This window comes from Lentilactobacillus kosonis (assembly GCF_003864335.1).
Taxonomy (GTDB): domain Bacteria; phylum Bacillota; class Bacilli; order Lactobacillales; family Lactobacillaceae; genus Lentilactobacillus; species Lentilactobacillus kosonis.
Window position 1 is genome coordinate 217,605 of the sequence record NZ_BEXA01000003.1, and the last position, 11,877, is coordinate 229,481.

Here is an 11,877-nt window from a genome sequence, read left to right on the forward strand (position 1 = left end):
AAAACCAAAAGTTCCCAACATAGACGATTGTGATAGTCCTTGCTAGGAACTTTTTTATTCTAATTTTTAACGTTTTTGTTAAACCGCTTTCAATTTTAAAATAATGATTTACAATGAAGATGTAATGATATGGGCAACTATTAACAGTGTTACCACATTAACTAATTTTAATTTGGAGGGACCCGCTATGACAAAAAGCAAAGCAATCATGATTGGCGCAGGATTAGCAAATTTAGCTGGTGCAGTCTACTTAATACAAGAAGGCCACTGGCGCGGTGATCAAATCACTTTCTATTCTATTGATGACCATGGTTCAAACGATGGCTCACCGGTTTCTGATGCTGCTGGTGAATATTGGAATGAAAATCACCCGCTAAACAAGACTCAAGGATTCGTTGCGCGAGGCGGCCGGATGTTGAATTATCGGACCTACGTGGATTTAATGGACCTGTTATCTCGGATCCCATCCGCAACTGAAAGTGGCATGACCGCTGCTGAAGATACCCATGACTTTGACGCCAAACATCCAACATTTGATAAAGCACGCTTACTCCAAGGTGGCAAAGGGATTATTGATGGTGGCAAGCTTGGTTTAGACAATAAAGATCGAATGTTATTATCAAAATTAGTGCTAATGCCCGATTCAAAAGAAGAATCCTTAGACAACATTTCAATCGCCGACTACTTTAAATCGAGTCCCCACTTCTTCCAGTCTCACTTCTGGTACATGTGGGAAACCACTTTTGCTTTTAGAACCCAAAGCTCAGTTCAAGAATTACGCCGTTACATGCACCAAATGATTTATGAATTTACTCAAATCGAACATTTAGTTGGGGTTAATCGAACTAGGTATAACCAATATGAAAGTATCATGTTACCACTAATCAATTATTTAAAGAAACAAGGCGTGAAAATCGTGTTAAATCGCCGGGTAACTGATTGGGAGTTCAAAAATACCCCAATGCAAGATGAGATCACTGTTACTGGCTTAAAGATGACTAATACTGAAACCAACGAAGAAGAAACTATCAACGTCGATGATCAAACTGCCGTTTTCTTCACTAATGGATCGATCACCGATTCTTCTACGCTTGGTGATTTAAATACACCCGCAACCGAAAATCCCGATTATGGAGTTGCCGCTAGTTTATGGAAAAAAGCCACGGAGCACTTCTACAATTTAGGTAATCCGGATAAGTTTTTCAATGACCGGAGCGCTAGTGAATGGGTTAGCTTCACCCTAACAACTAAAAATCATATACTACTAAATGAAATTGCTCGCATTACGACCCAGGTACCTGGAAATGCGTTGAATTCATTTCTGTCTACCAGCCCGATTACGCCTCTTGGTCAAGAAGACATTAACATGTCCATTGTCGTCCATCATCAGCCTCACTTTACGGAGCAAAAAGCGAATGAATCGGTGATCTGGGGTTACTTCCTTTACCCACGTCGGACTGGCGAATTTGTAAATAAACAGTACATTAAGATGACTGGTAAAGAAATGGTTCAAGAACTAATTGGCCAGTTATCCAAGGTGGATCCGGGACCAGTTAATATTAAAGAAAAAGAAGCCGAAATTATGGATAGTGTAATTAACAACATCCCGGTTTACATGCCATACGCTTCCGCCCTCTTCAACAACCGTGCCAAAACTGATCGACCAGAAGTTATTCCTGCTCACTCCACAAACCTTGCCTTTACTGGTGAATTTGTTGAGCAGCCTTACCAAATGGTCTTCACCGAGCAAAGCGCTGTTCGGTCTGGCGAAATTGCTGCGTTCCACTTTGCTGGGGTGCCAATGGATAAATTAGTTAAGAATCCACGATTCGATAAAGATCCAAAAGTTTTAGCAAGAGCTACCAAGAAGATGTTTAGCTAAAAAGAAAAAAGCTTATTCCAAATGGAATAAGCTTTTTTACTACATATTATTAGTCAACAACCACATATGACTTGATGGTTGTCCGATCATCCATATCTTTGTATGCTTGATCAATTTCTGATAATGAATAAGTCTTGGTAAATACTTTACCAGGATTAATGACACCATCTAACACAGCTTTTAATAATTCTCGCTTATCATAAGTTGTGACAGATGCTGGTCCACCAGCAATTTGCAGATTACTGTAAAATGCGCCAGTCAAATCTTGGCTAGCTGTATGAGGCAATCCTACACGGCCCACAATGGCACCTGGACGGCCAACCGTCATGGCCGTTTCAGTCGATTGCTCAGTTCCGACACATTCCAAAACGGCATCGGCACCTTGACCGTTAGTCAAATCCATAATTTCTTTAACTGCTTCATCACCACGGCTAGCAACGTTATCAGTGGCTCCGAATTCCTTAGCTAATTTCAAACGATCGTCATGACGACTAGTTGAAATGATCTTCTTTGCGCCCTTCATCTTAGCAGCGATAATGGCACAAAGACCAACCGCACCATCGCCCATAACAACTACCGTATCACCAACGTGCACGTTAGCAACTTGGGCGGCATGATAACCAGTAGCCATAACATCAGCTAAGGTTAACAATGATTTGAGCATGCCTTCACTGTAGTCCTCTGGTTGGCCAGGAACTTTAACTAATGACCATTGACCATATTGGAAACGAACGTATTCTGCCTGAACACCATCACTGAAGTTATCCTGATGGTTCTGACATGAACCGTCAAAGCCAGCTAAACATGCGGCACAATGACCACATCCATGCGTAAATGGTGCGATGACAAAGTCGCCAGGTTTAACAGTTGTTACATCATCGCCGACACTTTCAACGATAGCTAAGGCTTCATGACCTGAATTAATTTGGTCTGGTTTAACATCGTTAATACCACGATAGTTCCATAAATCGGAACCACAGACACAGGTTCTAACTACTTTGAGAATAACATCCCCTGGTTGTTGGATTGCTGGGATCTCTTTATCGACCAGCTGCATTTCACCGGGTTTAACTAAAATTGATTCTTTCATGAATGAATTCCTCCTATAATTAGCGCACTATAACAAGAGCTGCTACTGACATTTGCTTCTTCAATTATTATACCCCTCATTATTCCTTAAAGATTACTAGTTCAGTAGTTTTTCCAAGTCTTAGCTATGATACAATTAGCCTAATGCTACTATAAAGAGGTCATCTATTATGAAACTAAAGCACTTACTACTAATCGGATTGAGTGTCCTTGGACTCTCTTCTTTATCCGCAGTTACTACTCAAGCAGACTCAACAGATCCAGACGCAGTCATGCCTTACTCCTTATCAAAGAAGGAATTCAATAAGATAAAAAAAGATTATAAAGGTATCTGGAATAATGATAAGTACTACCGAGTAAATAAAAATGTAAAAATTTCAGTTAACTTTATGGAACCAAATGAAGATGTACCCACTAAATATATGAATGTAACGATTCCAAAGGGAACCATTCTAGTTGGTTCTCGTGGTTATACTAATGATTCAAAAAAGCACATTTCTTACGTATTTTCAATTGACCTAGATTCATTAAGTTATTATGTAAAGACACCAAAGAGCTCCCCTAATAAAGACTATGAGCAACAATCTGCGGAAGTTGATTCCAAATCCTCGGCTACTCTTAATAAATACTTACTAGGATATCTCAACCAAAATACATGCCATCATATTCACAAGGAGACCTAAGTAAATACCCTGGTGATCACATCAAATTCAGTCCATTCACTGAAGCATACCAGCAAATTAAAGTTACTAGTAATGGTTACGTTGAATATAGAAACATCACTGATAGTATGGAAACCGGACAGATAACCAATCCTAAGCCTATCTCAAGTGCCAAAATAACCGGTTATTTAATAAAGAATGACACCCGTTATCTATATTATTCTCACCATATTACGGGGGTACCCGATACAAAAGTCGCAAAAAGTGGTAACAAACAATATCGTCTAGCCATAACCAACCTTCACCAACCTTTCTCAATGTTCGATGGTGACCAGGGCGCACTGCTTTTCAGTAAATACCAAATAAAGAACACTGCCTACTTTACTAGAATTGGTGCTTTTGGCGTATAAACAAAAAGAATCATCCACTCGGATGATTCCTTTTTTATCGCTTATCCCAATCAATATTAGATTGTTGGCCCAAAATTTGGTCAATTTCCTTCAATTCTTCATCAGAAAATGCCAAATTATTCAGTGCAGCCACATTATCAGCTATTTGTTCTGGCCGGCTCGCCCCAATTAGCACGCTAGCAACTTCGGGTTCTCTGAGGTTCCAAGCCAATGCCATTTCTGCTAAAGACTGATCCCGGCGATTAGCCACTTCATTTAATTTCTTCACCGTCGCAACCGTTTCATCCACCTGAACCGGACTCAAGAATGGGCTAGTGCTCTTCTTAGCCCGTGAATCTGCTGGTACGCCATTAAGATATTTATCGGTTAATAGGCCTTGAGATAATGAACTGTATCCCACTGCTGCCTTCCCTAATTTCTTAAGCACTGGGAATAAGTCGCTCTCAGCTCCCCGATTAAACATGTTGTAACGAGGTTGGGAAATCACGAATGGGGTTCCCAATTTTTCAAACACCTTAGCGATTGCTTCAGTTTGCTGACCATTGTAATTTGAAATACCGATGTACAATGCCTTCCCCTCAACAACCAGCTGATTCAGAGCTCGAGCCGTTTCTTCAACTGGGGTATCTGGATCAGGTCGATGAGTATAAAAGATATCGACATAATCCAATCCCAATCGTTGCAGGCTTTGATCGGCACTGGCAATAATATTTTTCTTGGAACCCCACTCACCATAAGGACCAGGCCACATCAGATAACCAGCTTTAGATGAAATAATCATCTCATCTCGATAAGCCTTCATATCGTTAGCCATAATTCGACCGAAGTTTTCTTCCGCACTGCCAGGAACGGGGCCGTAATTATTCGCCAGATCAAAATATGTAATTCCTGAATCAAACGCAGCATGGATAATCTGTTTTTGATTCTCAAAATCATCGACACTCCCGAAGTTGTGCCATAATCCTAGCGATAATGCCGAGACCTTCAGTCCACTTTGGCCCACCCGGTTATACACCATCTTTGAATATCGCTCGCTGTTTGCTTGATACATAAAGTCGTCCTCCTTAAGCATTTAACTTAAGTATACAAGTCGTTAGATTGTGGCACCAAAAAGTGACTCAAATCGCAATCACAGGCGATTCGAGTCACTTTTTTTACTATTTAATAATTAAGCTTGCTTTCGATGACGAACCAGATAAACGGTCGCCGCCACAATCAACACTAACGCTCCGACAGTCACTGACACTCTGGTATCGGGATTAATAAACATAAATCCAACGATAACTAGTAACATCAAAATTGCGAAGTAATTTGATAATGGGTACAACGGTAACTTAAATGGATGAGTTTCCATGAGCTTAGGATTATTTTGTCTGAATCGTAACTCAGCCAACAAAATCACGAACCATGGAACCATTCCTGGTAATACTGAAGAACTAAACACAACCACGAAAAGGTCGGCCGTTGATTTATTGTAAATTGAGAACAAAATATCGATGATAAATCCAATCAAGATTCCGCCGGTAATTCCGAGAATGGCCTTATTAGGGACGATCCGTTTTGAAATATGGCTAAACGCTTTAGGAGCATCACCATCTTGAGCTAGTTTAAACAACATCCGACTTGAAGAATAAATCCCCGAGTTAGCCCCAGACAATGCAGCGGTTAGAACCACGAAGTTAATAATTCCCGCTGCTGCACTGATTCCGACCTTCGCAAAGGTCGAAACGAATGGTGAACCTAATGTTCCTAACTGGTTCCATGGATAAATCGTCACAATCACAAAGATTGCTCCAACGTAGAAAATCAGGATTCTAAATAGCACTGATTTAACCGATTTAACAATGGCTTGTTGCGGATTAGCCACTTCACCAGCAGAAATCCCAAGTAATTCAATTCCTTGATATGAACCAACTACGATCGACATTGAAAAGAAGAATCCGGTCACGCCACCAGTGAAGAACCCACCATGTGACCATAAGTTACTGAATCCAGTTGGGTGACCACCATTCCAAGGCCAAAGAAAATCACCATGAAGCCTAGGATAATCATCATGATAATGGTAATTACCTTGATCATCGCAAACCAAAATTCAAGTGATCCATATGCTTTGGCACTCGCTAAATTAGCGGCAGCTAGGAAGAAGATAATCACAATCCCAACGGTAAACGAATTGATATGCGGCCACCAGTATTTTAAATATTCAGTGGCAGCGACCACTTCTGACATCCCCACCACAATGTATTCAAAGACATTCGCCCACTCAGCTAGATACCCAGCCAGCGGGTGCACGTACTCAGTCGCATAATCAGCGAATGAACCGGTCCCAGGATTAACGTAAATCATTTCCCCCAGTGCTCGCATAACTATGTATAAAATTACCCCAACAAACGCATAGGCTAAAATAACTGATGGTCCCGTCCACTTAATCGTCGACGTGGATCCCATAAATAGCCCAACCCCAATGGCCCCACCAAGTGAGATCATTTCCATCTGCCCAGCAGTCATTGACCGCGACAACTTAGGCTTATCATTCATTTCTTTCATAATGCTCCTCGTGCAATCAAAATTTAAAATCAATATAAAATAAAACCACAATCCGTTTTACTATATCACATTGCACAGATAGTTGGTCCAATTCAATTGTGAGATTACTAAAAAAGCACCTCAAAAATGTGGTTTTCTATTCTATTAACTGCCCTGTATCAAAAGTTCCTTTTCATGCTAATTTACTAATTTCACTTTATTTTAATTTACAATCATGTAATTAAGACGCAATCCCAACGATTAGCAGCAGTGACCCTATAGCCAAGTTGTTTCAAGTACTCATAACACAGTCGCTACTGTTCTTGTTATGAATCCTAACTGATAGTAATGTTAGTAACTTGCTGCATTACTATAAAAGTGATGTAATTAATATATAAGATTAATCAACGTTCAAACGAGCAAGGAGACTAAAATATGAACAATCCTAAAGAAAACACTAAACAGCACAAGCGCTTTTATAAAACATTCGACTTTTGGTTTGGACTAGTAATCACAATGACAGGTCTTCAAGATGTTCCAAGCGAAAGCAATCACATACTATTTGTATTAGATGCTATTTTATTGGTATATGGAATATATTTAGTAATCCAGTCAGTAAGAACCGACTACAAGACTAAACCACAATCAGGAAAGTCCCATAGTTAAACCATTAAGTGAATGGTACTAGTCAGCCCATCCTTCAGTATTGTTAATGATTTTATGCTAGCCATTTATAATTAAGTATAGATAAGTTGATTGGACAGTAAAAAATGTGATATTCAAAAAAATTCAGATCTCGTCGATCAAGTGGCGAGTTAAACAGGAGTGGTTGTTATGAACTATATAAATTTAGCATGCATGTTTTTAAGCTTTGGCCTTTTAACGATTTTTGCATTACATCCGATGCTAGTTATACCTTTGGTATTTTTAGGATTAACTATCTTTTGTTTTTGGTTAGCTTATTGGGACAATTATGATAAAAAGAATAATCAAAACAATAAAAAATAGATTTATTGTTTCCATGTCTAAATATTTAATTAGTACCAATAATTATTTTTAAATTTAATCAATTGGGAGTAATAAATAGCTCGTTCAACCTAACGCATATCTACGTTTATTTTCTTCCTGATGTGGTGGATGTGACTACTAGAAATAATATTCAAGTATACTGTGATTTCTTTGATAATCACGGTACTTCAGTCGCGGTAATACTTAACTTTGCCAAGCGCTAAAGCAAATAAATAAGCACAATAAAAAAGACACCATTCATGGTGTCTTTTTATACATAATATTTACTTTAAAGCATAAATAGAATCACCGGAGTATACAGATCCATCTTTAGACTTCTGTACATTATCAAGAATTATTAAGCCTATTTGGCCATGGAAAGCAATACGAACATCTGAAGAAAAGCCATCCTTAGTCAAGGCTTCATTAATTTCGGATTGTGATACATTATTCGAGTTCCAAAATAAATGTTCTAAGTTTTTTAATTCATATGCATTTTTAACTAATCCTTCTTTATTTACAATCTTATTTGCAACCGTTCCATAGGAAACCTCGGCATCATCAGATAAGTTTCCTTCACTTGTTGCATATCTTGATAGATTAAGACTTAGACTAGCATTTGGAAGTGCTTTTAATATTAAGCGAGCACCGTTTTGATTAGGTGAATATTTTATAAAGTTAAGGTAATCTTGATCACTTTTATAATTATCAAAAATTGGAATATCACTCATAGAAAAAGTATTACTGTTTTGACTATTATTGTTGCTTGCTTGGATATTTGAACCCTTTACGCCACCTGGAGCAAAATATTGCCGCCAAACGTATCCAATTACTCTTCCGGATGTGTTTTTCACTTGCCAGTAAATTAAGTTACGGCCATTATGGCGTAATTTAACGCTTCGTTGAACATACCAAGTTGTACGTGGATAATTACGTAAGTTGTGCAGTTTTTTAGTATGGTTCCAATTCCACATATAAGCAGATTTTCCAGTAACCTTAACTTTATAAGCTGATGTGCTAACGTAAGTCTTACTTGAGATCCACGCATAATTAGATGCATGTGCAGCTGATTGTTGTGCTACCAGCCCCAAACCCGTAGCTAATAAACCAGTTGCTAAAATACTTGTGATTTTCTTATTCATACTTTATTCATCTCCAAATATGATCATCTCTACAAATTATTATTACAAACTAAAACAGTTCTTAATCTTTATGATTTACAGATTAGAAAATTATTGAATAGAAAAAGGGGAGCAATTTCCCGACTATACACATTTATTTATTTGGAATACCAAGATAAATTTGACATCCATTGTAGTCTATCATGTCGACAAAGTTATTAAGCTGAACTGGATAGAAATATTGTTCAGCTAATGTAAGCCCATTTTTATCGTAAATCGCCTCAGCGTTGCCAACAATGGAAACTCCAATTCGATAATTGGTCATTGATTTACGTTTTTCAGCGTCATAGCCATGGTTATCTAGATACTTTTCAATATACTTAATACCTAATGAAGGCGCCATTTTTTCATAAGAAATTTTTAAGTTGTCATCGTGCGGATATATATTTTGAAGATTTGAAAAGTTTTTAATATATTTTTCTTCTCTAAAGTATGCGTATTTAGATAAATTAACGTTAACTTGAGAATTAGGGAAGAGTTGAGTGACCATTTTAGCTAATTTTGAAGCACGATTGCTATTAAGGTAATTTTCAAACGATTCATTGTTATGAAACAAATTTGGTATTTCTTGCAAATTCTTTTTGAAGTATCCCGACCAAGCAGTTCCTTTAACTTTAGGATCATAAACTGAGTACATTTTGTAATAAACCTCATTGTTCCCCTTAACGCGCTTTACATATGCATTTGAAACCATCCAAATGGTATTTTGATAATTCTTTAAATTATGAACTTTTTTGGTATGTTGGTTATTCCAAATATAAGCATCTTTATTCTTAGAAATAGAATAGTAAGGAACCGGACCGTAGTGCCAATCGCTACTATATGAGTAGTTACTAGGTACACTCTGAGTTTTACTAGCGTTTGCTTGTTGTCCCAGAACTCCGGCAAAGCCAATCAACATTCCTAGTGTTAGCATTGCAAGTTTAATTGTCTTCTTCATGTTATCTCCTCCTAAAGAATCATTATCTAGTGACAATATTACTTAAACAAGACGTTCACATGAAAAGAAACCTGTTCTTAACATTTTGACTTTGGTTAGCTATCAATTATGACATGCCATATAAACATGTTATTTTACGAAATCAAAACATTCATGGACAAATTTTTACAAACAAAAAAGCGAGGTATCCGCCCCGCTCTACTACTATGTAAATCGCCCTTAATAAGGCCTGCTTTTTCCCTTATTTTTTACTGCATTTCTTAAAATTTACGGCATTTAAATTCAATAAATACTAAAATATGCCACAAATTTTAAATTAAGAATGCTGCTATATCAATATTTAGCGACTTACGTCAAAATACACGATGTATATATGCGTCCCCCGAGAATCGAACTCGGATCATGAGGACCGAAATCTCATGTGCTATCCATTACACTAAGGACGCCTTACAAATTTAAGTATAATGGTAAAATGAATAAAACTCAACCGCTTTATTCCTTAGCAATCTCTTCAGCTCGGTTAGATAAGTACATAAACAGCATGTCAGGATTTTGTTTAAAATCCTCAATTAATGAATTACCAGTCATTGGTTTGATGGTGTGAGTAACTCGACCGGTCACTGTCGCTACTTCTAGTTCGTAGTCATAACGAGCTGAGTCATAATGTCCTTCTTCAGCTTCATCTAAGTATCCTTGAAATGATTGCAAAATCGTATCCCGAATCACATCGTCTTCAGTAACATTTTGACCATTAGCATTTAGTTCCTGAACTTTTTGAGCAACTTCCGCCATTGTTAAAGGTACGTCGACTTCCATATTGTTTCCTCCACTTTTTATTTTCTGATAATATTTTACCATGTTTAGCAAACAAAACATCCATCCTGCTTGCATTTATACCGGTAATGAATGAACATATAATATATGATATTTTTAAGGGAGGCGCTTCACCCATGCGACCAGCAATTACCGTTGCCGAATCACGTGATTTAGATAAAAAAACCATCGAAGAAATTGGCATTCCATCAGCCGTATTAATGGAACGTGCCGCACTAGAAATATATCAGGACATAATTACCAATCCAGATCTTAAATTAAACCATACTTTGGTCTTAGTCGGCAACGGAAACAACGGCGGCGATGCATTAGCTGTTGCCCGCTTGTTATTTACACACAATTATAACGTTGATGTGTTACTCACTGGTGAGGCCAGTCAATTAAGCACCGAAGCTCAACGACAACTGAATATTTGCCGTTATTACAACATTAGTGAGGTTCCGATAACAGTTAAGCTTAATGATTACACAACCTTAGTGGATGGCATATTTGGTAGTGGCTTAACTCGAGATGTTGAAGGCGACTATAAAGAATTAATCGCTAGAGCTAATACATCATCTGCCAAGATCCATGCAATTGATATCCCATCCGGGTTAAACGGTGATACTGGTAAACCAATGGGAATTGCTATTAAGGCTATCTCTACTTCCACCATTGCTTATGAAAAAGTTGGTATGATTGAACCTGAATCATGGGATTATACTGGTAAAATATTTGTTGATGATATCGGGATTTATCGCGATAATCATCTTGAAAACTAGTAACTAGCATTAGGAGGGATTCCCAATGGATAAAAAATCACAAGGCTACATGAATGTTAAAGATGCTGATCCAGATATTATTATTGATTTAAAATATGCAACACCTGATAACTTTACTGGTAAAATAGTCTATGATTTTGATCAAGCCATTGCTCGCATCGATACGGTAAAAAGTTAGTTGTTGCTAGTGAGTTAGTTAAGAAACAAGGCTACCGACTGAAGATTTGGGATGCTTATCGTCCAATTTATGCTCAACGAAAATTATTCGAAGTTTACCCGGACCCAATGTGGGTAGCGAAACCCAATCCTAATTTTAGTCACCAAAAAGGAATTACCTTTGACTTAACTCTAGTAACTGCCGACGGGCAAGACGTTGAAATGCCCACACCGTTTGATGATTTCAATGGTGGTGCTAAACGTGATGCGACCTGGACACCAACCGCAACTGCTAACTATCGGATTCTAGATAATGCAATGACCACCGCCGGATTTAACGGCTACGAAAATGAATGGTGGGACTATCGTGACGCCGATGCAGATAAATTTGGTCCTCTAGAAGTCGATCCCAAAAACTATTAATAACG

10 protein-coding genes, 1 tRNA gene and 2 pseudogenes are annotated in these 11,877 nt (G+C 37.9%); 6 read left to right on the forward strand and 7 right to left on the reverse strand.

The window, feature by feature from the left end; translation table 11 throughout:
* Positions 1-187: 187 nt before the first annotated feature.
* On the forward strand, positions 188-1,882 hold the full coding sequence (locus NBRC111893_RS06490) for an oleate hydratase (protein WP_125008432.1): 1,695 nt from the start codon (positions 188-190) through the stop codon (positions 1,880-1,882).
* A gap of 49 nt (positions 1,883-1,931) precedes the next feature.
* On the opposite strand, the gene NBRC111893_RS06495 is transcribed toward NBRC111893_RS06490, so the two are convergent.
* Positions 1,932-2,972, reverse strand: coding sequence for a zinc-binding dehydrogenase (locus tag NBRC111893_RS06495; protein ID WP_125008433.1), 1,041 nt, complete (start codon positions 2,970-2,972; stop codon positions 1,932-1,934).
* 169 nt (positions 2,973-3,141) lie between these two features.
* Here NBRC111893_RS06495 and NBRC111893_RS06500 point away from each other — a divergent pair, with 169 nt between their 5' ends.
* The gene (locus NBRC111893_RS06500; RefSeq protein WP_125008434.1) at positions 3,142-3,654 is read left to right on the forward strand and encodes a hypothetical protein; all 513 of its coding nucleotides are present in this window, start codon (positions 3,142-3,144) and stop codon (positions 3,652-3,654) included.
* On the forward strand, positions 3,627-4,043 hold the full coding sequence (locus NBRC111893_RS06505; RefSeq protein WP_125008435.1) for a hypothetical protein: 417 nt from the start codon (positions 3,627-3,629) through the stop codon (positions 4,041-4,043). The genes NBRC111893_RS06500 and NBRC111893_RS06505 overlap by 28 nt, the downstream gene beginning before the upstream one ends.
* A 34-nt stretch (positions 4,044-4,077) precedes the next feature.
* Here the strand turns inward: NBRC111893_RS06505 and NBRC111893_RS06510 are convergent, their stop codons facing one another.
* Positions 4,078-5,094 carry an aldo/keto reductase gene (locus NBRC111893_RS06510; protein WP_125008436.1) on the reverse strand — a complete coding sequence of 339 codons (1,017 nt, stop codon included), beginning with the start codon at positions 5,092-5,094 and terminating at the stop codon, positions 4,078-4,080.
* Positions 5,095-5,211: 117 nt separating this feature from the next.
* Positions 5,212-6,590 (reverse strand): annotated as a pseudogene (locus tag NBRC111893_RS06515) (amino acid permease).
* A gap of 414 nt (positions 6,591-7,004) precedes the next feature.
* On the opposite strand from NBRC111893_RS06515, the gene NBRC111893_RS06520 reads away from it, so the two are divergent.
* Complete coding sequence (locus NBRC111893_RS06520) at positions 7,005-7,235, forward strand: hypothetical protein (RefSeq protein WP_125008437.1); 231 nt, start codon at positions 7,005-7,007, stop codon at positions 7,233-7,235.
* 626 nt (positions 7,236-7,861) lie between these two features.
* Here the strand turns inward: NBRC111893_RS06520 and NBRC111893_RS06525 are convergent.
* From NBRC111893_RS06525 to NBRC111893_RS06540, 4 genes are all read right to left on the reverse strand, one after another.
* A complete protein-coding gene (locus NBRC111893_RS06525) occupies positions 7,862-8,719 on the reverse strand; it encodes a hypothetical protein (protein WP_125008438.1) in 858 nt (285 codons plus the stop codon).
* A gap of 133 nt (positions 8,720-8,852) precedes the next feature.
* Positions 8,853-9,698 (reverse strand): D-alanyl-D-alanine carboxypeptidase, encoded by an 846-nt coding sequence (locus NBRC111893_RS06530; protein ID WP_125008439.1) that lies wholly within the window; start codon positions 9,696-9,698, stop codon positions 8,853-8,855.
* Positions 9,699-10,072: 374 nt separating this feature from the next.
* Positions 10,073-10,144 (reverse strand) — tRNA-Arg (locus NBRC111893_RS06535).
* A gap of 46 nt (positions 10,145-10,190) precedes the next feature.
* Positions 10,191-10,514: a hypothetical protein gene (locus NBRC111893_RS06540; protein ID WP_125008440.1), complete on the reverse strand. Its 324-nt coding sequence runs from the start codon at positions 10,512-10,514 to the stop codon at positions 10,191-10,193.
* Positions 10,515-10,648: 134 nt separating this feature from the next.
* Between NBRC111893_RS06540 and NBRC111893_RS06545 the strand changes: the two genes are divergently transcribed.
* Together NBRC111893_RS06545 and NBRC111893_RS06550 are read left to right on the forward strand one after the other, a co-directional pair.
* Positions 10,649-11,293, forward strand: a complete 645-nt coding sequence (locus NBRC111893_RS06545; RefSeq protein ID WP_125008441.1) for an NAD(P)H-hydrate epimerase — start codon at positions 10,649-10,651, stop codon at positions 11,291-11,293.
* 25 nt (positions 11,294-11,318) lie between these two features.
* Positions 11,319-11,872 (forward strand): annotated as a pseudogene (locus NBRC111893_RS06550) (M15 family metallopeptidase).
* Positions 11,873-11,877: the final 5 nt, after the last annotated feature.

Bases quoted from the DNA above. Each gene is read 5' to 3' on its own strand.
- NBRC111893_RS06500 (WP_125008434.1), top strand. From the start codon at position 3,142: ATGAAACTAAAGCACTTACTACTAATCGGATTGAGTGTCCTTGGACTC.
- NBRC111893_RS06490 (WP_125008432.1), top strand. From the start codon at position 188: ATGACAAAAAGCAAAGCAATCATGATTGGCGCAGGATTAGCAAATTTA.
- NBRC111893_RS06530 (WP_125008439.1), bottom strand. From the start codon at position 9,698: ATGAAGAAGACAATTAAACTTGCAATGCTAACACTAGGAATGTTGATT.
- NBRC111893_RS06525 (WP_125008438.1), bottom strand. From the start codon at position 8,719: ATGAATAAGAAAATCACAAGTATTTTAGCAACTGGTTTATTAGCTACG.
- NBRC111893_RS06510 (WP_125008436.1), bottom strand. From the start codon at position 5,094: ATGTATCAAGCAAACAGCGAGCGATATTCAAAGATGGTGTATAACCGG.
- NBRC111893_RS06540 (WP_125008440.1), bottom strand. From the start codon at position 10,514: ATGGAAGTCGACGTACCTTTAACAATGGCGGAAGTTGCTCAAAAAGTT.
- NBRC111893_RS06495 (WP_125008433.1), bottom strand. From the start codon at position 2,972: ATGAAAGAATCAATTTTAGTTAAACCCGGTGAAATGCAGCTGGTCGAT.
- NBRC111893_RS06520 (WP_125008437.1), top strand. From the start codon at position 7,005: ATGAACAATCCTAAAGAAAACACTAAACAGCACAAGCGCTTTTATAAA.
- NBRC111893_RS06545 (WP_125008441.1), top strand. From the start codon at position 10,649: ATGCGACCAGCAATTACCGTTGCCGAATCACGTGATTTAGATAAAAAA.
- NBRC111893_RS06505 (WP_125008435.1), top strand. From the start codon at position 3,627: ATGCCATCATATTCACAAGGAGACCTAAGTAAATACCCTGGTGATCAC.